Annotated in this window: 16 protein-coding genes; 8 read left to right on the top strand and 8 right to left on the bottom strand. The window is 71.3% G+C overall.

The annotated features are described in order from the left end of the window. The first annotated feature begins 11 nt into the window (after positions 1–11). Together PZE19_RS11800 and PZE19_RS11795 are read left to right on the top strand one after the other, a co-directional pair. Positions 12–491: a hypothetical protein gene (locus tag PZE19_RS11800; RefSeq protein ID WP_277860817.1), complete on the top strand. Its 480-nt coding sequence runs from the start codon at positions 12–14 to the stop codon at positions 489–491. Positions 492–632: 141 nt separating this feature from the next. Continuing rightward, the gene (locus PZE19_RS11795; protein WP_277860816.1) at positions 633–5672 is read left to right on the top strand and encodes a C39 family peptidase; all 5040 of its coding nucleotides are present in this window, start codon (positions 633–635) and stop codon (positions 5670–5672) included. Between the two features lie 33 nt (positions 5673–5705). On the opposite strand, the gene PZE19_RS11790 is transcribed toward PZE19_RS11795, so the two are convergent. Then, positions 5706–6590 (bottom strand): leucine-rich repeat domain-containing protein, encoded by an 885-nt coding sequence (locus PZE19_RS11790; protein WP_277860815.1) that lies wholly within the window; start codon positions 6588–6590, stop codon positions 5706–5708. Positions 6591–6636: 46 nt separating this feature from the next. After that, entirely contained in the window at positions 6637–7296 is a 660-nt protein-coding gene (locus tag PZE19_RS11785) for a hypothetical protein (protein ID WP_277860814.1), read from the bottom strand. Between the two features lie 200 nt (positions 7297–7496). On the opposite strand from PZE19_RS11785, the gene PZE19_RS11780 reads away from it, so the two are divergent. Next, positions 7497–8543: a basic secretory protein-like protein gene (locus PZE19_RS11780; protein WP_277860813.1), complete on the top strand. Its 1047-nt coding sequence runs from the start codon at positions 7497–7499 to the stop codon at positions 8541–8543. A 26-nt stretch (positions 8544–8569) separates the two neighbouring features. Here PZE19_RS11780 and PZE19_RS11775 read toward each other — a convergent pair whose 3' ends face one another. From PZE19_RS11775 to PZE19_RS11755, 5 genes are all read right to left on the bottom strand, one after another. After that, on the bottom strand, positions 8570–9904 hold the full coding sequence (locus PZE19_RS11775) for a DUF4214 domain-containing protein (RefSeq protein ID WP_277860812.1): 1335 nt from the start codon (positions 9902–9904) through the stop codon (positions 8570–8572). 206 nt (positions 9905–10110) lie between these two features. Beyond that, the gene (locus PZE19_RS11770; protein ID WP_277864346.1) at positions 10111–12174 is read right to left on the bottom strand and encodes an MBG domain-containing protein; all 2064 of its coding nucleotides are present in this window, start codon (positions 12172–12174) and stop codon (positions 10111–10113) included. A 62-nt stretch (positions 12175–12236) separates the two neighbouring features. Next, positions 12237–12929, bottom strand: a complete 693-nt coding sequence (locus PZE19_RS11765; RefSeq protein ID WP_277860811.1) for a hypothetical protein — start codon at positions 12927–12929, stop codon at positions 12237–12239. 491 nt (positions 12930–13420) lie between these two features. Next, positions 13421–14449 (bottom strand): DUF1559 family PulG-like putative transporter, encoded by a 1029-nt coding sequence (locus PZE19_RS11760; RefSeq protein ID WP_277860810.1) that lies wholly within the window; start codon positions 14447–14449, stop codon positions 13421–13423. 62 nt (positions 14450–14511) lie between these two features. Continuing rightward, entirely contained in the window at positions 14512–14730 is a 219-nt protein-coding gene (locus PZE19_RS11755; RefSeq protein ID WP_277860809.1) for a hypothetical protein, read from the bottom strand. A 419-nt stretch (positions 14731–15149) separates the two neighbouring features. Between PZE19_RS11755 and PZE19_RS11750 the strand changes: the two genes are divergently transcribed. The 5 genes from PZE19_RS11750 (at position 15150) to PZE19_RS11730 (ending at position 21316) form a co-directional block, all read left to right on the top strand. Next, the gene (locus PZE19_RS11750; RefSeq protein ID WP_277860808.1) at positions 15150–15545 is read left to right on the top strand and encodes a VOC family protein; all 396 of its coding nucleotides are present in this window, start codon (positions 15150–15152) and stop codon (positions 15543–15545) included. Between the two features lie 89 nt (positions 15546–15634). Then, positions 15635–17194 carry a glycoside hydrolase family 27 protein gene (locus PZE19_RS11745; RefSeq protein WP_277860807.1) on the top strand — a complete coding sequence of 520 codons (1560 nt, stop codon included), beginning with the start codon at positions 15635–15637 and terminating at the stop codon, positions 17192–17194. Positions 17195–17406: 212 nt separating this feature from the next. Beyond that, a complete protein-coding gene (locus PZE19_RS11740; RefSeq protein WP_277860806.1) occupies positions 17407–18285 on the top strand; it encodes a carbohydrate kinase family protein in 879 nt (292 codons plus the stop codon). Positions 18286–18314: 29 nt separating this feature from the next. Continuing rightward, positions 18315–19718: a sugar porter family MFS transporter gene (locus PZE19_RS11735; protein ID WP_277860805.1), complete on the top strand. Its 1404-nt coding sequence runs from the start codon at positions 18315–18317 to the stop codon at positions 19716–19718. 23 nt (positions 19719–19741) lie between these two features. Beyond that, a complete protein-coding gene (locus PZE19_RS11730; protein WP_277860804.1) occupies positions 19742–21316 on the top strand; it encodes an alpha-N-arabinofuranosidase in 1575 nt (524 codons plus the stop codon). 23 nt (positions 21317–21339) lie between these two features. Here PZE19_RS11730 and PZE19_RS11725 read toward each other — a convergent pair whose 3' ends face one another. Continuing rightward, positions 21340–22293: a DUF1559 family PulG-like putative transporter gene (locus PZE19_RS11725; protein ID WP_277860803.1), complete on the bottom strand. Its 954-nt coding sequence runs from the start codon at positions 22291–22293 to the stop codon at positions 21340–21342. Between the last annotated feature and the right edge of the window lie 296 nt (positions 22294–22589).

Genomic DNA, 22589 nt, shown 5'->3' with positions numbered 1-22589 from the left:
AGGTCCCGACCATGCCGAGCATGCTGAATTCCCTCGCCCAGGGCTTCAAGAACTACAAGAAGATCGCCCAGTTCCAGCTCAAGAACAACACCGTCAAGGGGTGCTACGACGAGGCGACGAACCGCGGTACGAGCCGGCCCAGGGCCGTGGGCCTGGCGATGGGGATCGGGGCGGCCACGTTCCTGGCGCCCCCGGTGATCATCGGTGCCCAGGCGGTCAAGGACTACCACGACAAGCAGCGGGCGGAGATGCAGCGGAACAACCGCTCGGCCTTGATCCACACCCTCCAGAGCAACGGCATCTCGCAAAACGGCGCGATCGAGATCGCCGAGCTGGTCATCATGAGCCGATCGGCGGGAAACTACATCAGCATGGCCGATTTCAAGATGTGGAAGATCGTCTCCTGCGTCAAGGAGCCCTCGCTCGAGCGGTACACGCACCTGCTGCTCGGCCGGCTCGAAACCGAGAAGCCCGAGCTCGGCCTGGCCTGAGCGCCCCGCCCGCACCGGCCCTCCTGAATCGAACCCCGACGAATCCCGAGAACCCGGTCGCACGCTCGCGTGTCCGGCGTATAGTCATGCTTCGGGGCGACGGACGCCCGCGCGGCTGGCCGGGGCGGGGGGAAGGGGACGATGTCGGCGACGATCGAGGGACACGGGGCCGTCGCGGCGGCCCCGGCCGATCTGGGGCGGATCCGCGAGCTATACGAGGCCGGCGACTACCTGGGCGCCTTCGAGGTCGCCCGGGGCCTGGGCCCGATGACGCGGTGGCCGGGCGCGTCGGCGAAGGTGCTCGCCGGACGCCTGGCCTGGCAGCTCGGGGCGGTCCGCCTGGGGCTGGCGCTCCCCCTGCGCGCCTGGCGGGACGACCCCCGCGACCCCGAGGCTCTCTACTACCGGGCGCGGGCGATGCTGGGCCGCCGCGGCCCGCTGGCGGCCTGGCGGTTCCTGGGTCGCGTCGGGCCGCTGGACGCCGCCCCGGACGAGATCCGCGCCGACTGGGAGGCCACGCACGCCATGGCCCTCGGCGGGCTCCGCGACTTCGAACGCGCCGAACTCCGGCTGGCCGAGGCCGAGCGGATCACGCCCGGCCGCGCCTGGCTCCGGGTCGAGCGGGCGAGCCTACTGGAGATGGAGGACCGTTACGAGGAGGCCCTGGCCGCCGCCCGCGAGGCCCTGGCGCTCTCGACCTGGTATCGGCCGGCCGTGCAGTCGACGGCCCACCTGCTGCAACTGCTCGACCGCGAGGCCGAAGCCCTGGAGTTCCTGGCCGAGGCCGACCGTCGCATGAATTCGGGCGTGATCGTCGGGCAGCTCGCGGGCTTCCAGTTCGAGGCCGGGCTCCACGCGGAGTCGATGGCGAGCCTCGACCGCTACGAGGCGCTCTCGCCGATGATGGACGCGACGACCCGTCGCTGGCTGGCGGCCCGCCGCTCGGACGCGGCCTACCGCCTTGGGGACGTGGCGGCGGCCGTGACGTACGCGCGGGAGGCCGGCGAGGGCTTCTTCCGGGAGGTCGCCGACCGAATGCAGGCCGCCGAGGACGACCGCCGCGTCCGGCTGGGCGTCCGGTTCGTCCGCCAGCACCACCAGACCTGCGCGCCGGCGACCCTGGCGGCGCTGGCCCGGTTCTGGGGCCGCGAGGCCGACCACCTGGAGGTCGCCGAGGCGATCTGCTATGACGGCACGCCCGACCATCGCGAGCGGTCGTGGGCCGGGGCGAACGGCTGGCGGGCGCGCGAGTTCACCGTGACCTGGGACGCGGCCGTCGCGCTGCTCGACCGGGGCGTGCCGTTCACCCTGACGACCGTCGAGCCCCAGAGCGCGCACCTCCAGGCGGTCATCGGCTACGACGCCCGCCGCGCGACGCTCCTGATCCGCGACCCGACCCTTCCGCACGAGGGCGAGGCCCTGGCCGGGCCGTTCCTCGAACGGTACCGATCCGTCGGCCCGCGGGGCATGGCCATGGTCCCCTCCGCACGCGCCGAGCTGCTCGACGGCGTCGACCTCCCCGACGCGGGGCTGTTCGACCGCCTGCACCGCATCCAGGTCGCCCTGCGGGGGCACGACCGCGATGCGGCCGCGGCCGAGCTGGCGGCGATGCGCGCCGAGGCGCCGGACCACCGGCTCACGCACCAGGCCCGCCGCCACCTCGCCCTCTACGACGCCGACGGGCCGACCAACCTGGAAGTGGTGGCGGCGATGCGCGCGCAGTTCCCCGACGACGTGAACCTGCGGCTCTTCCACCTCTCCTGCCTGCGCGAACTGGGCCGGCGCGACGACCGCCTGGCCCTCTACCGCGAGGCCTGCGCCGCGCCGACGGCCGACCCGATCCTGTTCCGCCAGTTCGCCGAGGAGCTGCTGGCCGACGCCCGCGATCAGGAGGCCGCGGGGCGGATGGTCGCCCGGGCGATGCGGGCCCGGCCGACCGACGCGGCCTCGATCTCCATCCTGGCCCGGCTCGCCTGGAACGCGGGCCGCCGCGACGAGGCCCTGGAGCTGCACCGGTTCGCCTCGTGCCTGAGCGACAAGGACGAATGGCTGGCGCGGGCCTACTTCGGCGCGGCCCGAATGCTGCGCCGCCAGGAGGAGCCGCTGGCCCTGCTGCACGACCGCTCCCGCCGCTACGGCGCGCGGTCGTCGGCGCCGGCGCGGACCCTGCACGCCGCGCTGGCGATGCTGGACCGGTCCGCCGAGGCCCAGGCCGTGCTCGACGAGGCGCTGAGGTTCCGCCCCGACGACGGCGAGCTGCTGCTGTACGCCGCCGAGGCCGACGCGGCGGCCGGCGAGTTCGAGCGCGCCTCGGCCCGGGTCGAGGCGGCCCGCCCTCATTGCCGCCGGGGCGACTGGCTCCGCGCCGCGGCGGCGCTGGCCTCGGCGCGCGGCGACCTCCCCGGCTCGCTGGCCCTCTGGCGAGACGTGCTCCGCGCCGAGCCGGCGGCCCTCGACGCCAACAGGGCGGCGGCCGGGCTGCTCGCCGAGACCGAGGGCCGCGCCGCATCCTACGCCCACCTGGAGTCCGCCTGCGGCCGGTCGCCGCACAACTACGCGCTGCATCAGGCGCTCGTCGAGCAGGCGCGGGGCGAGGGCCCGGAGGTGGCCGAGCCGGCCCTCCGCCGACTGCTGGAGATCCACCCGGCATCCGCCTGGGGGCGTCGCGAGATGGCGATGTTGTTGAGCCGGACCGGCCGCCATGACCAGGCGGCGGCGGAGATGGCGGTCGCCGCGGCCCTCGAACCCGACTCGACGTACGAGGCCGGGATCCGCGGCCGGATCCACGAGGACGCCGGCCGGCCCGCCGAGGCCCGCGCGGCCTACCGCGAGGCGGTCCGCCGCGACGTCGACAACGAGGACGCCGTCGCTCGCCTGATCGCGATCTGCGACTCCCAGGCCGACCGCCTCGACGCGATCGCCTTCGTCGCCGCCGAGCTGGAGCGCCAGGTCATCTTCGGCGACGGCCTGCTCGTCTTCGCCCGATACGCGCGGGGGCATCTCGGATCGGACGGCCTGCTCGCCACGCTCGTCGCCGCGTGGGAGGCGCGTCCCGACCTCTGGCACGCCTGGTCCGCCCTGATCGACGAGCGCGTCGGCCGCGGCGAGCTGGACGAGGCCGAGGGCCTGGCGCGACGGGCCGCCGAGCGGTTCCCGCTCCTCCCCCGGATCCACCTCGACCTCTCCGCCGTCCTCCGCGTCCGGGGCGACGTCGAGGGCGAGCGCGCCGCGCTTCGGCGGGCCCTGCAGATCAGCCCGGGATGGGGCCGGGCCGCCTGCCAGCTGGCGCAGTCGCTGGAGGGGGAGAAGCTGTTCGAAGAGTCGCGCGGCGTGCTGGAACGGGCCGTCGCCTCGGCGCCGCTGGACGCCCAGGTCAACGGCTATCTCGCCGACGCGCTCTGGAGCCTGGGCGAGAAGGACGCGGCGCGGGATCGGATCGCCGTCGCGCTGCGGCTCGACCCCGGCTACGCGTGGGCCTGGCGCGCCTTCGCCGCGTGGTCGAAGGAGGTCGGCTCGCCCGACGCGGCGGTCGCGCTCGCCCGCGAGGTCGTCGCGGCCCGCGCCGGCGACGCGCGGGCCTGGAAGGCGTTGGAGGGAGCCCTCGAAGACCGTCCCGAGACGCTCGACGAACGTCTCGCCGCCCTCGATCGGGCGGCCGCGCTGGCGCCCCGCGACGACGTGGTGCACGACCGCAGGGCCGAGATCCTGGCCGAGGCGGGCCGCTTCGACGAGGCCGAGGCCGCCTGCGCACCGCCGGGTTGGGGCGACCGGCCGCCGTCGAACCTGCGGGGACGGGCCGCCTGGGTCGCCGCCCGCCGGGGCGACCGCGCCGGGGCCCGGGCCCGGATGCGGCCGATCGTCGAGGAGGAGCCCGACTACGCCTGGGGCTGGCGTCGACTGGCCGAATGGGCCCGCGAGGACGGCGACGCGCCGGCCTACCTGGAGGCTGCCGAGCAGCTCGCGCGGCTCGACTCGGGCGATCCTTACAGCCTCGGCGCGCTCGGCGAGGCCCGGCTCCGGAACGGCGACCGCGCCGGGGCCAAGGAGGGATTCCGCCGCGCCCTGGCGATCGACCCCGCGTACGACTTCGCGGCCCTGAACCTCTTCACCCTGGAGCTGGCCGACGGCCGTCTCGACGCCGCCGAGGAGGCGCTCCGGCCCCTGATGGCGCCCGAGTACGAATACCCGGCCTACGTCGTCGCCCGCGAGGTCCAGCTCCATGCAGCCCGCAAGGACCGGCCCGCCGCGATCGAAGCCCTGGAGAGGCTCTGCGTCGCGGCCGACCCCGGCTCGGAATGGCCCTGGCGGGCGGCCGACGCGGCGCTCGTCGCCGCCGGCTGGAGGCGGGCGGCCGACCGGGCTTTCCAGGCCGCCCTCGCCCGGCCCGGCGCCGCCCCGAACGTGGGCGAGATGTGGGCGTCCCGGCGCGGGGCCCTGCGGGCCTGGCGCGTCGGCCGCACGCTGCGCCGGCTCCTCCCCACCGGGGGCGAGGCGGCCCGCCGGGCCCTGGAGGCCCACGTCAAGGTCCTGGGCGAAGCCCGTTCCGGGGCTTTGCTCCGGCTCACGGTGTGGAGGCATCGCGCCGCGCTCCGCGCCCATGCCGACTGCTGGGGCATGGTCGGCTACGCGCTGGGGCGGGCCTCGCGGCCCCGCGCCGTGGTGCGCTGGCTGGAGGATTGGACCAACCGCCAGGGCGTCAAGCCCTGGATGCTCGTCGCCCTGGCGCTCGCCCAGCGGTCGCTCGGACGCGACGTCCAGGCCAACCGCATCGATCGCGCCGCGATGGACCTGCCCGAAGACGGCCGACGCCCCTGGCACGCCGCCTGGCTGGCGCTGGACGCGCTCTGCGAGGGCGATGCGGCCGCCGCGGCCGCCTGGCTCGCCGTCCCGGGGGCTCCCGATTTCAACGGCCTGCACGCGTATGTCCACGGCCTGGCGACGATCCTCCTCGAAGTCGAGCGGGCCGATCCCGGCGCTCGCGTCATCGCCGCGGGGTCCGGCCTCAGACGGCTCCGCGAGCTGGGCCGATCCTCGCTCGTCGATCCGGTCGACCGGGCCCTGGCGATGCGGGCCTGCCGTCGCGTGGGCCGACGCCTGGCCGCCCACGTCCCGGTCTGGCGCCGGCCGCTGGTCCGGGTGGGCCTCGAACTCCAGCCGCCGCGCGTGGCCGGGCGGGCCTGAGCGACCGCCCGGGCCGCGCCTGCAGGCGGATGTTCAGTAGTTGATCTTCAGCTTCGGCAGCGCGACGCGCAGCTCCTCGACGGCGGTCGGCGAGATCCCGGATTCGACGACCTCATCGTCGAATGCCAGGTGGCGCAGATTCCTCATGTTTTTGAGATGAGCCAGCCCGGCGTCGCCGATCCGCAGGTTCCCGAGGACGAGCCATTCGAGCCTGGGATACGACTTCAAATGGAGGAGGCCCGCCTCCGTGATGCGGGTTCTCAAGAGGACCAGGGCTCGCAAGTTGGGCAGGCCCTTCATTTCGGCCAACCCGGCGTCGGTCACCCGGGTGCCGCCGAGGTAGAGCGTGCGCAGCTCGCCGAGGCCCTTCAGGTGGGCCAGTCCGGCGTCCCCGACCTTCGTCCCGTTGAGATAGAGCTCCTCAAGGGCCGCCAGGCGTCCAACGTGCATGAGACCCGCGTCCCCAATGTCGGTCCCGCCGAGTTCGAGGTATCCGAGTCGCTGCAATCCCTCCAGCGCCGCGAGGCCCGCGTCGGTCACCCCCGAACCCGAGAGATCCAGCCGCCTGAGCCGCGTCAGCCGTCCGATCGGGACCAGATGCGCGTCCACGGTCTGCCGCGAGCAAGAGGCGCAATAGACGGCGTCGGAGAAGACGTCGACCCCGAGGTGGTCGGTCAGCCATCTCGGGAAGATGGGCTCGCCGCCGACGTCGGCGACCCGATGTGCGGCCTGCCAATCGTACAGGACCCCGCCGCCGTTCCGCTCGACGTCCCGGACGGCGTCGCGCTGGATGCGGGCGCCGTGGGCGATCCAACCGAGCCAGGCGGCCGCCAGCAGGACCAGGCCGAGCGCGGCCTGAAGGCTCATCCGCACACGGAGTCGCGGTGGGCGTCGTGGGGACTCGTTCGAGGTCGGCATGATGGTCCCTCCCGGTCCGCGATCGAGGCGCGAGGCGTCGCTTCCATCAGGAGGACGTCGAGCCCCGTCGCGATATTCGGGGCCTGCCGACGTCGGGCGCTGAATGGTTCCCGGCCGACGGGTGGATGTCCGGGACGTATCCCGACCGGATCGCGACCACGGTGGAGGAGGGCGTCAGGACCGGGAGGCGCACGCCCCGAGGGCGAGGGCGGCGTCCCGCATAGCCGCCCGGGGTCCAGGCGAGGAGGGTGTCTCCCAGGACGAGGTGGGGGGATTCCTCGACCGTGACGAAGACGCCGTCCAGCAAGGCGTCGAGGTCGGCCTCGAACGTCCGCTTCGCGCGGCCGGGGCCGACCCGCTCGGCGTGCAGGCGGCCGTCGATCGCCGTGGCGCGGGGGCGAGCGCCGTCGCCGGGCGCCCAGGCGTCGCGGAAGGCCAGGAACCGGGCGCGTCGGCACTCCGCGCAGGGGCGGTGGCCTGCGGCCAGGCCGGTCGCCTCGTCGAGGAAGAACAGCTCCGTGTAACGATTCGGGGTCATGACTGCCCGCCGCCGCCCCCGGAATTCCAGCACGCAGAGGATCCAACGCCGGAGCTGCCAGGGGCGGCGGATGCGGCCCCGGTCGTCGTGGAGGACCCCCCGATTCCCGAGGAAGGTCCCCGTTCCGGGACGGCGACGATCGCGCCGGTCGGCGTGACGCGGTTGCATCGGGGCATGGCTTCTCCTCGTCGCTCGGGCTCGCGGCGACCAGTCCGGGGGTTCCCGCATGATGCGCGGATCGCCGGCGGATGGGGAGAACCCGCTCCACACCCGTTGGGCATATCCTTCGTCGCGGGTATCTTAAGGACTTCGTACCGTCGATCGCACCACGCCCCTCCCGCCCGGTCGCCGCGACCGAAGGACCGCCGATGCACCGCCTCGCGCCGCTGCTCTCATGGATCATCATTTTGCCGGCATCCGCCTCGGGAGGCGATCCGGTGGCGGCCGTCGTCGATTCGACGCTCGGCACCGCCGGCGACCGCATCCGCCAGTACGCCTTCGACGGCGACGACGCGACGTCCTACGCGACCTCGGCGACGCCCGGCGAGAACGACTCCGTCTCGCTCGTGTTCGACGAGCCGGTCCTCGTCAAATCGGTCGAGGTCCGGACCGGCGGGCCGGACGGCGCGGGCCGGCTCGACGTCGGGTCGCTCGAAGGTTCGTCCGACGGCAAGTCGTTCGAGCGGCTGGCGGGGTTCGGCGACGGGCTCGCGAAGGCCGAGCCCGGGCGGGCGCTCAGGGCGATCCGCGTCCTGCCGGGGAAGGACGCCAAGGGGCCGCTGGCCGTCCGCGAGATCGTCGTCGATTCGGAGCCGGCGCTGAAGCGGTTCGCCTACCCGGTCGAGGTCGTCGTCGACGAGGTCGACGCGCCGGCGATGCGGGGCTGGGCCGAGAACGCCGCGAAGGCGTGCGAGCGGTCCTACGGCCTCATCAACGAGGCCCTGCGCAGCGACGGATTTCGGGCCGCCCGGGTCATCCGCTTGTCGCTCAAGGATGGGATCGACGTCCCGGCCTTCGCCTCCGGGAACCGGATCACCGGCTCGGTGAAGTGGTTCCAGGACCACCCGGACGACGTCGGCGCGATGATCCACGAGACGACCCACGTCGTCCAGCGCTATCGCGGCCGCGGCAACCCCGGATGGCTCGTCGAAGGCGTCGCCGACTACGTCCGCTTCATCCTCTACGAGCCCCAGAACATCGGCGGCCTCAATCCCAGGACCGCCCGCTACGACCAGAGCTACCGCGTCACGGCCCGGTTCCTCGACTACATCAATCGCAAGTACGACAAGGAATTCGTCCTCAAGCTCAACCGGGCCATGCGCCGGGGCGACTACTCCGACGACCTCTTCAAGGAGTCGACCGGCAAGTCCAAGGCGGAGCTGGGCGAGGAATGGCGGGCGACGCTCCAGAAGTGAGCCCGCGACGCCGCGGCGTGGGGCCCTCAGGCGATGCCCGCGCGCCGGGCCGCCCGGAGCGCATCGTTCAGCGCCGCGGAGTAGCCGACCGCGGGCGCCTGGTGCAGACGAACCAGGAGCCGTCGCTCGGGCGAGTTCCAGATCCCCTGGGCCACCCGGTACGCCGAGGCGCCGGCCAGGAGACGATCGACCCAGTAGGCCAGGCCGGCGGGCTCCGGCTCGCGACCGAGCATCGCGCGGTAGAGGGTGGTCACGAAGCCGACGTCCCGCCGGCGGGGCGTCGGCTGGGCGGGGACGACGCCCGCCGCGGCCTTGGCCGCCTGGAGCGAAGCGTTCAGCGCGGCGGAGAAGCCGACCGCCGGCGCCCGGTGCTGCTGCACCAGCAGCCGGCGCTCGGCCGAGCCCCAGATCGCCTGGGCCGTCGCGTATGTCGAGATGCCGGACGACAGGCGAGCGACCCAGTAGGTCAGGTCGGCCGGCTCCGGGCTGCGGCCGAGCATCTCGCGGTAGATGGTGATGATGAACGTCCTGTCGTAGGCCTCGCGGGCCGAGGCGGGGGGCGCCGCCGCGACGTTGATCCGGACCGACGTCCCGACCGCGATGAAATTCGACGGGTCGGACGGGGTGAAGGCGACCGTGAGCGCCTGGCCCGCGCCGGCGTTCAGGACCGTGCCCGCGGCCGGGGTGTAGGTGAAGACGCCCGGGACGGACGCGGTCGCGTCGAGCTGCTTCGCGCCGAGGGGGGCCCCCTGGACGATGTCGGCGGGGTTGGACCAGGCGAGGGCCGGGATCGCCCTGGTGATCGTCAGCCTGCCGTCGACGTAGTCGATGTCGTAGTTGCGCAGGAACGCAGGCTCGGTGATTTCCGTCGGATGGATGGCGTAGACGCCCGCGGAACTGGTCGTGGCGGCGGCGCCGTCGGCGGTCCAGGGCGGGTCGGCTTCCACCCAGCCGGAGCCCTGGGCGATGAAGATCGCGCTGGTCAGGTCGGGGTCGGCCTGGCCGTAGACCCGGGTCGCGTCGAGGGCCCGGATCTGCAGATGTGCCTGGACGACGTCGATGGACGCCGTCGTGACGACGCTCTCGTAGTCGGCCGCGTCAACCGGGGTGAAGGTGACCGTCAGATCGTAGTGGCCGACGTCGAGCACGGTCTCGGTGACGTCGTTCGTTGCGTCGGCGAACCGGAAGACGCCCGGGACGGCTTGGCCGTCGGCGTCCAGGACCGTCGTCGGGTTGGTCGCGAAACCCAGCGTCGTGCCGTAGGTCAGGGTGTCCTGGACCGTGCCGATCTGCAGCGACGACGGGGTCCCATTCAGGAGCTGCCGCCCTTCGAGGGATTCGCAAGCCGGCTTGAACAACATCCTGTGTTCGCGCCGCGTGGCTGCGCGCAGCATTTTCTTCCTTGGTGGAGGAGTGGTGAGCCTGGGCCGGCCGAGACGGGCACGTTCGATGTGAGCGGCGATGTCTCTAGGCGAAGCCGATCGTCGCACGAACCCGGACGCCCCGGGCGAACCCGGGGCGTCCAGGGGGGTAGGACGCGGTTAGCAACCACGCGCCGCGGCCGTCGTCACTTCTTCTTCGACGGCGGGAGGCCGATGACGATCGGCTTGAAGGGGGTGACGGTCAGCGTGCCGGGGTCGTAGACGATCGTGTAATCGGACGACGTTACGCCGCCGTTCGTCGTGATGGCGGTGTTGCCCACGACCGACGTGTTGCCGGGGGTCAAGGTGAGCGTGTTCAGACTGCCAAGGTTCGACCTATTATCACCGTTCACGAAGCCGGTGTAGTAGGCCGACAGGGTCGGGACCGGCCCCCCGAGGATCATGGTCGTGTTGTTGGCCGTGATGATCAGCCTGGCCTTGTTGACGATCAGCTCGCCGCCGCCGTACCTGATGTCGTAGTTGTCCAGGCCGGCGCCTTCCGCAGCGTCGGCCACGATGACGTAAGGCTTGGTGCCGACGTGGACGCTCGCCGCGGCACCGATGCTAGACAAGGCCACGCGGGTCACGTGGTCGCTGTTCACCAGGCCGCTGGCCGTGAACTCGGTCCCGGCGAAGATCACCGCGTCGCCGTAGGTCTTGCTCGCGTCGTTGGCCCTGACGTTCAGCACAGCCTTGTTGATGTTCAGCGAGCCGGTGGTGAAGGAGATGTTGTAGTTTTCCAGGCCGCTTCCCACCGCGGCGCTGGCCCCGATGGCGTAGGGCGAGTTGCCGACCTGGGCCGTCGCCGCCGCACCGTCGCTGACGAGCGTCACGCCGCTCACGCTGTCGCCTTCAACCAGGCTGCTGGTCGCGAACTCGGTCCCGGCGAAGGTCACGGTCTGGCCGTAGGTCTTGGTCGTGCTGGCGGCCGTGATCATCAGATCGGCCTTGGACACGGTCAGCTCGCCGCCGGCGTAGGAGATGTTGTAGTTGTCCAGCCCGAACCCATCCGCGGCGCTGGCCACGATGGCGTAAGGCGAGCCGACGACCTTGGCCGTCGCCGCCGCACCGGCGCTGTTCAAGGCCACGCTGAACACATCGTCGCCGTTGACCAGTCCGTCGGTCGAGAACCCGGACTCGTCGAAGTTCGCCTCCTGGCCGTAGATCTTGCTCGCGTCGTTGGCCTTGATCGTCAGGTCGGCCTTGTTCACGGTCAGCAGGCCATCGACGTAGGAGATAATGTAGTTCCTCAGGCCGGACCCCGCCAAGTCGACGACCTCGATGTGGTAGGGCGAGCCGGAGACCTGCGCGTACTCCGGCTGGCCGTCGCTGATCATGTGCACGCGGTCCACGGTGTCGCCGTTGATCAGGCCTGTGGACGTGAACCCGTTCTCGGCGAAGTTCACCCAGGTTCCGTAGGTCTTGCTCGCGTCGTCGGCCGTGATGGTCAGCGTGGCCTGGCCGATGGTGAGTTGGCCGTCGACGTACATGATGTCGTAGTTGGCCATCCTGGCGCCTGTCGCGGCGGAGGCCACGATGTCGTAGGGCGAGCCGTCGACCTGCGCCGTCGCGCCCGCGCCGTCGCTGGCCAGACTCACCAGCCCCGCGGAGTCGCCGTTGACCAGTCCGTCGGTCGAGAACTCGGTCCCGGCGAAGATCACCGCCTGGCCGTAGGCCTTGCTGGTGCTTTCGGCCGTGATGGTGAGCAGCTTCTGGTCCACGGCCAGCGAGCCGTCGGTGTAGGAGATGTGGTAGTTGCCCAGGCCGTTCCCCTGCGCATTGCTGGCCGCGATGGCGTAGGGCGAGCCGCCGACCTGGGCCGTCGCCGCCGCACCGTCGCTGGCGAGCGTCACACTGCTCACGCCATCGCCTTGAAACAGGCCGTCGGTCGAGAACTCGGTCCCGGTGAAGTTCACCGTCTGGCCGTAGATCTTGGTCGTGCTGCCGGCCGTGATCATCAGCTCGGCCTGCTTCACGGTCAGCTTGCCGTCGACGTACGTGATGTCGTAGTTGACCAGTCCGGAGCCGAACGCATCGTCGGCCACGATGTCGTAGGGCGAGCCGGCGACCGGGGACGTCGGCGCCGCGCCGTCGCTGGTCAGGTGCACCCAATCCACACTGTCGCCTTCGACCAGGCTGCTTGTCGCGAACTCATCCCCGTTGAAGTCCATCCCGTCGCCGTAGGTCTTGCTCGTGCTGTCGGCCGTGATGGTCAGCGCGGCCCTGTCGACGGTCAGAAGCCCGGGGCCGTAGTAGACGACGTCGAAGTTGTTCAGGAAGTCGTTACGCGGAGTCTGTCAGCGACGAATTGGATGTCTGTCGGGCCGACTTCGTATTCGCCGGCTGGCAGGATGGCGCCGGGGAAGGCGTTGATGGAGGCGGCAGGATCGTCGCCCAGCGCGCTGGCGTAGGCGATTGGAGCCAGGTCGGTCGGCGAGTCCAGAAGCACGAAGGACTCATCGCCGTTCTCTGGGTTCCTCCAGAGTTCGGCATAGAACGTGTTGGTCAGGGACGTGGGACGCGCGGTGCCGTAGGTGATGTCTGCGGGGCTGTCGGCTACGACGGCGATCCTGGCCTTCGCGACCTCGACGTCCACCTCCGACGCGGTGTAAGTGTCGGTGTACGTGACGATGTCGTCCGGGAGGAAGGTCGCATTAATGTCCGTGGTGTGGCTGCCGCCCCGCAGCACGACGTCCGTGAGGTCGGCGCCGTTGCTGGCGGCGGAGAAACTCCACGTGCCGGTCGCACCCACCCCGTTGATGGTGGCTTCGGCGTGCGTCATGCCCCCGTTGACCACCGCGCCCAGGGTCTGGCCGTAGGTGATGTCGATGTCGAGGGCGCCGAGGGTGGTGGCGAGGAGCTGCCGGCCCTCGAGGGTTTCGCAGGCCAGCTTGAATCGGTTGTGCTTGCCGTGCTGCTGCCGCCGGGCGTGCCGCGAGCGACTCGGGAAGATACGGGTGTCCATGTCGGGCCTTGATCCCCCGAGTTGTGGGGGAATTCGAAAGCGGAGGCCAAAAAACGCGTGGCAAACGTCGCCAGCGTCCCTCGACCGTGGACCGGCCCGTTTGTGTGCGGTCGTCCAGCGAGTCGACGGGTCCTCGGAAGCCGGCGTGGGTTCGCGGCCGCCTACCCGTACCTAAAGCAGTAGGGCGGTTATTTCGCTTGTCAAAGCGAGAAATGATTATGCGAGGATAAAAATCGGCGGATCGGCCCCCTGCGATAGGGAGGGCGCGTCGGGCGGCCATCGGGGTCGGGACGTCCGCGGTGGGGGCCGAGGAGGGCGGTGCGTCGCCCCCCCCGGTCAGGTCAAGGCTGCGTTCCATGGGGGCGCCGAGGAACGGCGCGGGCGGAGTGGGGGGCGGCGCGAATCGTCCTTCTCCCACGGGGGGAGAAGGACGATCGCCCGCGCCCGCGAACGACCCTTCGACGGGGCGTCCCGCGGGCCGAGAGGGGCGATCAGAGGCTGTCGCCGCTGATGACCTCGCCCCCCTCGCGGGTGCCGAGCGCGGCCCAGGTCTGGTAGTTGATCGAGTCCTTGATGAACTTGACGGACCCGTCGAGGAACAGCATGTTCACGCCGCCGTTGTGGTTGGACGACGGGGCGATGATCGAGTCGGCGTTGCGGTTGGGCCCCCAGTTGCCGTCCAGGGCGCACGACTTCTGATTCGGGGTGGCGATGTGGTGATAGCCGCCGCCCCGGGCGGCGTCGCCCTGGATCCAGCGCTCGCCCTTGTAGTCCCAGGCGCGCACGGTGCCCTGGTTGCGGCAGGCCTGGAAGAGCTTGAAATTGGCGTCGACGTCGCCGGCGAAGTCGCGGATGCCCAGGTTCGGCGCCTGGTACAGCATGTGGCGGCCGTCCCTGCTGCCCGAGCCGATGCCCCTGCCGGTCCCCTTGAGGACCTCGCTGAAGATGGCCGTGGTGCTCGTGCCGTCGACGATCTTGGCCAGCGTGACGATCTTGTTCAGGCCGCCGTCGCTGCCCAGCCACCACGAGGGGCCGTCCGACGCCCAGTCGTTGTAATAGCGGTTGCGCCCCAGGTTGTTCGCATAGCTGGCCGCGACCTGGTCGTCCCAGCCGTCGTTCTGGTCCGAGGGGCAGACGAGGCCCGCGACCCGCGTGTGGCCGACCGTCCAGTTCTCGGTGCGGCCGGTGTCGACGTAGGACGAGAGGACGATGTTGCAGGCGTTGAAGAGCGCCTGCTGCTCCATGAACGGCAGGATCCGGAGCTTCATCGAGAAGTGCGCGTCCAGGACGTCCGAGCCGGGCCAGGGGCTGAGGCCCGTCGGCGGGAGCGCCCCGTTGGAGCCCTCGTAATTCTCGACGGCCAGGCCGAGTTGCTTCAGGTTGTTGACGCACTGCGAGCGGCGGGCGGCCTCGCGGGCCGACTGGACCGCCGGCAGCAGCAGGGCGATCAGGACCGCGATGATCGCGATCACCACCAGCAGCTCGATCAGGGTGAACGCACGGCGTTTTTCGTGGGACATGAGAGAGGTTCCTGTGCGGGATGAAATCGACGAGGCGAAAAATTCCGAAGGGCCGGCCGGCGTCACTTGTGGCGCGTCTTCTGGAAGGCCGCTTCCTGCTCCATCTGCTTCTTGCGCGATTCCTCCTGCGACCTGGGGGCGTCGGGGGCGTTGACGCCCGCCGCGCCGATGCCGGCGTCGGCGACGCCCGTCCTGTCGGGGTTGCCGTTCTCGCAGCCGATCGGGATCGAGACGGCGACCAGCGCCGCGGCGCACGCAAGGCTGAAACGGTGTCTGGACATGGGTCGTTGAATCTCCCTGATGAGCTCGACGGCCCCGGACCGCCGTCGTTCGGCGGCCCGGCGACCGATGCGCGGACCGAGATCCGAGGCCTCCGGTCGCCGCCTGCGGGATCGGAACCCGTGACGATCTCGGGCCAACCGCCGAGGGGCGGCCGCGATCGAGGGACGGATAAAGATTTCTGTGTTGTCGGGAAAAACTGAAAACACGATCGTGATTATGGCCGGCTCCTCGCCCATGTCAAGGAATTCTTACGACTGATTTCGAGAGTCGTTGAGATCAAGATATCAGGGAATCCGAGTAATTCTGATCGAAGGCGACGCCGCGGGGCGCGCGTCGACGCCGGCGGGCCGGGGCCGCTATGCTGGGGCGTCCCCGCGGGCGGGGCTCGCGGGGGCCGTCGAACGGGATCGGGGGCGTGATGGCGATCGAGCGGGCCGAGGCGTACACGGCGATCGGGTCCGAGGACTTCGAGCGGTCGATCGCCTTCTATTCCGGCCTCTTCGGCCGCGAGCCCGACGAGCGGCTCGGCGACGTCTACGGGGCGTTCCGGATGCCGGGGCTGCACCTGGGGATCTTCCGTCCCAGGCGGGGCGGGGGGGGCGACTTCCGGAATCCGACCGATCGGCGGGGCGGCCTGAGCCTCGTGCTCGCCGTGCCGAGCGTCGAACGCGCGGCGGCCGAGGTGGGGCGGCTGGGCGGCTCCGCGAGCCCGGCGTTCGAGACGTCGCACGGCCGCGAGGCGTACGCCTACGACCCGGACGGCAACCGCCTCATCCTGGTCGAGCGCGGCGGCCCGACGGATCCGCCGGCCTGACGGGCGGAGGCGGCCACCCATCGACATCGGCCACGGGGCGACATACGCTGAGGTCCTCGCCACCCCCCTCGAAGCAGAGGACCCACCCCGTGCAAGACCGTACGAGACGAAGCGCGGCCGCGGTCGCGCTGGCGGCGTTCCTGGGCGTCCTGGCCCCGGCCGACGCACGCTCGCAGGAACCCGGCCGTTCCAACCTCTGGACCCCGCCCGCGACCCTCGCCCCCCGCCTGAACGGGCCGGCCGTGTACGGTGTCCGCCCCGGCCGCGAGGTCATCCACCGCATCGCCTGCACGGGCGAGCGGCCGATCGCCTTCGCCGTCGAGGGCCTCACCGAAGGCTTGACGTTCGACGCCGCCGCGGGCGTCATCCGCGGCAAGGCCCCGTCGCGCGAGGGCCGCCACCCCCTGAAGATCACGGCGCGGAACCGACACGGCGAGGCGTCGCGGTCGCTCGCGCTGGCCGTCGGGCCCACGATCGCGCTGACGCCGCCGATGGGCTTCAACGACTGGTACACGTGGGCCGACCGGATCACCCAGAAGGACATGCTCGCCGCGGCGAAGGCCATGATCGACAGCGGCCTGGCCGACCACGGCTACGAGTACGTGAACGTCGACGACTGCTGGATGGTCAAGCCCGGCTCGGCCGACCCCGACCTTCGCGGCGACTCCGCCGACCCCGCCGCGGCCATTCGCCCCAACCGGCGCTTCCCCGACATGAAGGGGTTGGCCGACTCGGTGCACGCGCTCGGCCTCAAGGCGGGGCTCTATTCCTCGCCCGGCCCGCTGACCTGCGCGGGGTTCGCCGGCTCGTTCGGCCACGAGGCGGCCGACGCCGCGGAGTTCGCCGCCTGGGGCTTCGACTTCCTCAAGTACGACTGGTGCTCCTGCGAGCAGGTGGCCGTCGGCCCGGGGCTGGAGAAACACCAGAAGCCGTATCGCCTGATGGGCGAGCTCTTGGCGAAGCAGGACCGCGACATCGTCCTGAACCTCTGCCAGTACGGCGTGGCCGACGTCTGGACCTGGGGCGCCTCGGTCGGCGGCCAGTCGTGGCGCACCACCGGCGACCTCGGGCTCGAGCCGGGCTCGCGGCTGCCCGGCTTCTACGCGATCGGGCTGTCCAACGCGAAGCACGCCGAGCACGCCGGCCCCGGGCGCTGGAACGACCCGGACTACATCCTGATCGGGATCGTCGGCGACGCCGGCGACTTCACGCGTCCTCCCCGCAAGGCGCCGCTGACGGTCGAGGAGCAGTACAGCTACATGTCGCTCTGGTGCCTGATGGCGGCCCCCTTGTTCTACTCGGGCGACGTCACGCGGATGGACGAGCAGACCCTGAACGTCCTGGGCAACGACGAGCTGATCGCCATCGATCAGGACGAACTGGGCCGCCAGGCGCGGGTCGTCCGGCGCACCGACGACGAGCTGGTGCTGGCGAAGCCGCTCGCCGACGGCGGCCTCGCGGTCGGCCTGTTCAACCTGTCCGAATCCGAGCGGACCGTCGCCGCATCGTGGCCCGAGCTGGGCGTCGACGGCGCGCGGACGATTCGCGACTGCTGGCGGCGGCGCGACCTCGGCTCGTCCGACGCTCGCTGCGAATCGAAGCTCGCCCGCCACTCCGTCGCCGTCGTCCGCGTCCCGCGCGGCGGGTGACCGGCGGGCCGGTCGGTCGATTCGCGGCCGGGGGCGGCTGGCCGCTCGACTCGACTTTCGGGCTGTGTTAGCCTCCAGGGGACGCGTGGACGAGGCGGCCGCAGGGCCCGCCCGGCGTCCCCTTTCGCGTTCGAAGAGGGTCGCGTATCACGCCGGCGATCGTGCGGTCGTCGTGGGCCCGCGACCGCGCGGTCGGCCGGAGGCTGATGAGGATGTTCAAGGTCCTGGCCGTCGGCGAGGTGCTCTGGGATCTGCTGCCCGGCGGCAAGCAGCTCGGCGGCGCGCCCGCCAACTTCGCCTACCACTGCCGGTCGCTCGGGGCCGATGCGCGGATCGTCTCGCGGGTCGGCGACGACGACCTGGGGCGCGAGGTGCTGGAGCGGTTCCGGGGACTGGGCCTGCCGACGGACACCGTCGAGGTCGACCCCGAGGCCCCGACCGGCACCGTCTCGGTCGAGGTCGACGCGACGGGCCAGCCGCGCTACACGATCCACGAGGGCGTGGCCTGGGACCGCATCGAGGCCGGCCCGACGGCGACGGCGCGCGCGGCCGAGGCCCACGCCGTCTGCTTCGGCAGCCTCGCCCAGCGGGCCTCGAAATCGCGCGACGCGATCGCGCGGATCGTCGCCGCGGCGCGTCCCGACGCATTGCGGATCTTCGACGTCAACCTGCGGCCGCCGTTCGTCGACCGCGATGTGGTCGCGCGGTCGCTGGAGATGGCGAGCGTGTTCAAGCTCAACGACCAGGAGCTGGTCGTGCTGGCCGACATGTTCGGCGTCGCCGGACCCGCCGAGGCCGTCGTCGAGTCGCTCGCGGATCGGTTCGGCCTGGCCTGCGTCGCCGTTACGCGGGGGATCGCCGGCAGCCTGCTGTTCGCCGAGGGCCGCTGGTCCGACCACCCGGGGCTGGAGGTCGAGGTCGTCGACACGATCGGGGCCGGCGACGCGTTCACGGCGACGCTGACGATGGGCCTGCTTGCGGGCCGGCCGCTCGACGAGATCAACCGGCGGGCCAACGCCGTGGCCGCCTTCGTATGCACCCGGCCGGGGGGGACGCCCGCGCTCCCCGCGTCGCTCCTCAGCGGGTTCTGAATCGGCCGGGCCGTGCCTTGGAGGTTCGCGTGGACGTCTCTTTCGATCGCTCGACGCCCGTCGACCCGGGCGCGGCCGGGGTCCGGTCGCTCTCGGGGCTCTTGCTCTTCAGCACGTTCGTCGCCAGCCTCGGGGGCCTGCTGTTCGGGTTCGACGTGGCCATCATGTCGGGGACGACCGACGCCCTGACGCGGGTCTTCGGCCTGACCGGCCTGACGCTCGGCTTCACGATCGCCAGCGCCCCGCTGGGCACGGTGCTGGGGTCGCTGGTGGCGGGCAAGCCGGCCGACGTCTGGGGCCGCCGGCCCATGCTGGCCGTGCTGGCGGTCGCCTACCTCGTCTCGGCCCTGGGCTGCGCGCTGGCGTGGGACTGGTGGTCGCTCCTGGCGTTCCGCATCCTGGGCGGCGTGGCGGTCGGCGCGGCGTCGGTGATCGCCCCCCTGTACATCGCCGAGATCGCCCCGGCGCGGTATCGAGGCCGGCTGGTGGCGACCGTGCAGTTCAACATCGTGCTCGGGATCCTGCTCGCCTACCTGTCGAACTACGTCATCGACCGGATGGGCCTGGGCGAGAACGACTGGCGCTGGATGCTCGGCGTGCAGGTCTTCCCCTCGGCCTTGTTCTTCGCGCTGGCCTTCCTGATCCCCGAGAGCCCGCGCTGGCTGGTCGCCAAGGGGCGGATCGACGAGGCCCGCCGGGTGCTGACGGCGATCGGCGCCGACGAGGCGGTCGAGGTCGAGCTGGCCGACATCCAGGAGTCGCTCCGGGACTCGGGCGTCAAGGACGACGACGCCCTCTTCCAGCGGGCCTACCGCAAGCCGATCCTGCTGGCCGTGGCGGTCGCGGCGTTCAACCAGCTCTCGGGGATCAACGCGGTGATGTACTACGCCCCGACGGTCATCGAGATGGCCGGCGCCGGGAAGAAGGCCGCCCTGCTGGGGGCGGTGGCGATCGGCGCCGTGAACCTGGTCTTCACGATGCTGGCGATGACGATCATCGACCGCTTCGGCCGCCGAGCGCTGATGCTCGTCGGCTCGATCGGCTACATCCTCAGCCTGAGCGTCATCGCCGGGGCGTTCTACGCCTACGGGTCGAGCTTCTCGGGCTACGGGGCCTGGATCGTGCTGGGCGGCCTGCTGGTCTTCATCGCGTCGCACGCGTTCGGCCAGGGGGCGGTGATCTGGGTCTACATCAGCGAGGTCTTCCCCAACCGCGTCCGGGCCAAGGGCCAGGCGCTGGGGTGCGTCACCCACTGGGTCGGGGCCCTGGCCATCACCCAGACCTTCCCCATGATCGCCGAGAAATCCGGCGGACACGCGTTCGCCTTCTACGCGGCGATGATGGTCCTCCAGCTCCTCTGGGTCCTCTTCGTCATGCCCGAGACCAAGGGCGTGCCGCTCGAGGAACTGCAGAAGAAGCTGGGCCTTTCGTAATCACGAAGAGAGTGAGCGCGACGATGATCGATCGACGAGGATTCCTGGGCGCCGCAGGGGCGCTGGGCCTGGGCGCGGCGGGGCTCGCGGGCGCGTCGAGGGCGGCGGCGGCCGGCGCGACGGTGGACGTCCTCCTGGACGAGCCGATCGGGCGGATCCGGCCCGAGATCTACAGCCACTTCACCGAGCACATCGGCGGGGTGATCTACGACGGGATCTGGGTCGGCCCCGACTCCAAGGTCGAGAACGTGGGCGGGATCCGCAAGAAGCTGGTCGACCACATGCACCGGCTGGGCAAGGTCGTCATCCGCTGGCCCGGCGGCTGCTTCGCCGACTCGTACCACTGGCGCGACGGCATCGGCCCGGCCGAGAAGCGGCCCCGCCGCTTCGGCCGCTGGAAGGAGGTCACCGAGCCGAACTCGTTCGGCACCCGCGAGTTCATGCAGTTCTGCCGGCTCTGCGGCGACGAGCCCTACTTCGCGGCCAACGTCGGCGCCGGCTCGCCCACCGAGTTCCAGAACTGGGTCGAGTACTGCAACGGCCCCGCCGGCTCGACCTCGCTGGCCGACGAGCGCGTCGCCAACGGCGACCCCGAACCGTTCAAGATCGCCTACTGGGGCGTCGGCAACGAGAGCTGGGGCTGCGGCGGCAAGTTCACCCCCGAGGACTACTGCGAGGAGTATCGGCGGTTCACCGAGTGGGTCCCCGGGTACGGGGTGAAGCTCTACCTGACCGCCGCCGGCCCCAACAGCAACGACCTCGACTGGACGCGCCGCTTCTTCGCCAAGTGGGTCGACGGAGCCCGCGCCCCGCTCCAGGCCTTCGCCGCCCACTACTACTGCGGCACCACCGGCCACGCCCTGAAGTTCAGCGGCGACCAGTGGTATGAGATGCTCCACAAGGCGAACTACATGGAGACCCTGATCCGCGAGCAGTGGGCGGCGATGGGCGAGTTCGACCGCGAGCGCAAGGTCAAGCTGATCGTCGACGAGTGGGGCTGCTGGCACCCCGAGGGGACCGGCAATCCCAAACACCTGTTCGAGCAGATGGGCTGCCTGCGCGACGCCCTCGTCGCCGCGCTGACGCTCGACGTCTTCAACCGCCACGCCGACAAGGTCGACATGGCGAACGTGGCCCAGCTCATCAACAACATCCACTCGCTGTTCCTCGCCGACGGCGACAAGTTCGTCTGCACGCCGAACTTCCACGTCTTCGAGATGTACCGCCCGCACCACGGCGCGACGTGCGTCCGCCTGGTCGCCCAATCGCCCGACGTCGCGTTCAAGATCGGCGCGCGCGACGAGAAGATCTTCCGCGTCGCCGGCTCGGCCTCGAAGGCCGACGCCAAACGGCTCACGATCACCCTGGTCCACTCGCACGCGACCGAGCCCGTCGAGACCGAGATCCGCCTCAAGGGGGCCGAGGCCGCCTCGGTCCGCAAGACCGTTTTGGCTCACTCCGAGCTGAACGCCCACAACACCTTCGAGAAGCCCGACGTCGTGACCCCCAAGACCTCCGAGACCGACCTCAAGGGGGCCTCGCTCCGCGTCGTCCTCGACCCGGCGTCGGTGACCCGGTTCGACGTCGTCCTGGCCTGAGCGCCGTCGCGTCCCGAGAGGGCTCAGTCGAGCGTCGCGGGCTCTCCGCCCGCGGCGCTCCCCAGGGCTCGCCAGACGCTCTCCGAGACGGACTCTTTCGCGAAGGCCGCATGGCCGTCGACGAAGAGCGTGTGCGCCCCGCCGGCGTGCAGGCTGCCCGCCGTAAGAGCCGACCACGCGACGATTCCCGCGTTGGTGCAGGAGAGGGCGTTCGGGGGGGCCAGGTGATTGTAAGCGGCGTACCCGAGACTGGCGTTCGTCCAGTCGGTCCCCTTGCCGGGGAGGTCCATGGGGAGCGTGCGGTAGTCCGCGTCCCGGCACCTCGCGAGGAAATCGAGCAGCGGGGCCGGGGAACGAGTCGCCCGGAACACGTTGCGGTTCCGCTCCATCGACCCATCTCCGGCGACCCATTCCGAGATCGCGATCGTCTGGCTCAGGCCGTCGGCGATGCCGGCGAGGGAGGGGGCCGGCACCGCCCCGGACGCGAAGACCCCCTGGGAATCCGGCCGACCATAGCCGTCGCCGCCGTTTCCGGGGTAGCTCAGGCGGGCCCGCCTCCTATCCGAGGCGTTCGACGGGCACACGTAGGCCGTCAGCGTGATCCGCTCGGCCGTCGCGTTGCTCGCGGCCCAAGAGAGGACCGCGGCCGCGCCCGATCCGGGCTTGCCAGGGCCAGGGCCCACCAGGTTGATGCCGTTGTAGAGTTGCAACTGCTCCAGGTAGGGCAGGAGCAGCACATGCGGGCTCAAGGCGCCGCCGCTGTTCGGCAGGCTTCGCTCGATCGACGCGTAGGCGTTCAGGGCGAGCCCGATCTGCTTCAGGTTGCTCAGGCAGGAGACCCGCCGAGACGCCTCCCGGGCGGCCGTCACGGCCTGCAGGATCAGCGCCGCGAGGACCGCCACGACGCCGACGACGACCGCAAGTTCGATCAGGGTGAGGCCACGATGGTTCACTCGGTTGGCGTCGTCGGCGATCATGGGGACCTCGGTGTTCGTGTCGAGGGGCGTCCGATGACGGCTGCGGAAGCGGACCCAGGATCGCAGGGCGTCCGAAGCCCCGCCTGGACGCGATCCCTGGCATCTCGAGAGGGGAACCGTCCGTTGGGGCCTTGAGCCTAATCGATGTCTCCGTATTTATTGAGACGGGAGCCCGCTTTCTCGGCGGGGCACGTCCTTCAAGGGGCCTCCCGGCTCGCACGGCGCACGTCCGATCTCGGCTCCCAACGGGGGGGCGGAGCGTCGCTCCCCCTAGACCTCGGAAGGCGATCGGCACC

Origin of the sequence: Paludisphaera mucosa, from assembly GCF_029589435.1 — a bacterium.
In the GTDB taxonomy this organism is placed as follows: domain Bacteria; phylum Planctomycetota; class Planctomycetia; order Isosphaerales; family Isosphaeraceae; genus Paludisphaera; species Paludisphaera mucosa.
The sequence above is the reverse complement of the archived record's forward strand: the minus strand, read 5'-3'. Positions and strand labels throughout refer to the sequence as shown.

Excerpts from the sequence above, each read along its gene's own strand:
- PZE19_RS11740 (WP_277860806.1), top strand. The coding sequence starts at position 17,407 with ATGTTCAAGGTCCTGGCCGTCGGCGAGGTGCTCTGGGATCTGCTGCCC.
- PZE19_RS11785 (WP_277860814.1), bottom strand. The coding sequence starts at position 7,296 with ATGCAACCGCGTCACGCCGACCGGCGCGATCGTCGCCGTCCCGGAACG.
- PZE19_RS11750 (WP_277860808.1), top strand. The coding sequence starts at position 15,150 with ATGGCGATCGAGCGGGCCGAGGCGTACACGGCGATCGGGTCCGAGGAC.
- PZE19_RS11725 (WP_277860803.1), bottom strand. The coding sequence starts at position 22,293 with ATGATCGCCGACGACGCCAACCGAGTGAACCATCGTGGCCTCACCCTG.
- PZE19_RS11775 (WP_277860812.1), bottom strand. The coding sequence starts at position 9,904 with ATGTTGTTCAAGCCGGCTTGCGAATCCCTCGAAGGGCGGCAGCTCCTG.
- PZE19_RS11755 (WP_277860809.1), bottom strand. The coding sequence starts at position 14,730 with ATGTCCAGACACCGTTTCAGCCTTGCGTGCGCCGCGGCGCTGGTCGCC.
- PZE19_RS11790 (WP_277860815.1), bottom strand. The coding sequence starts at position 6,590 with ATGCCGACCTCGAACGAGTCCCCACGACGCCCACCGCGACTCCGTGTG.
- PZE19_RS11780 (WP_277860813.1), top strand. The coding sequence starts at position 7,497 with ATGCACCGCCTCGCGCCGCTGCTCTCATGGATCATCATTTTGCCGGCA.
- PZE19_RS11765 (WP_277860811.1), bottom strand. The coding sequence starts at position 12,929 with ATGGACACCCGTATCTTCCCGAGTCGCTCGCGGCACGCCCGGCGGCAG.
- PZE19_RS11730 (WP_277860804.1), top strand. The coding sequence starts at position 19,742 with ATGATCGATCGACGAGGATTCCTGGGCGCCGCAGGGGCGCTGGGCCTG.
- PZE19_RS11800 (WP_277860817.1), top strand. The coding sequence starts at position 12 with ATGCCGAGCATGCTGAATTCCCTCGCCCAGGGCTTCAAGAACTACAAG.
- PZE19_RS11760 (WP_277860810.1), bottom strand. The coding sequence starts at position 14,449 with ATGTCCCACGAAAAACGCCGTGCGTTCACCCTGATCGAGCTGCTGGTG.
- PZE19_RS11795 (WP_277860816.1), top strand. The coding sequence starts at position 633 with ATGTCGGCGACGATCGAGGGACACGGGGCCGTCGCGGCGGCCCCGGCC.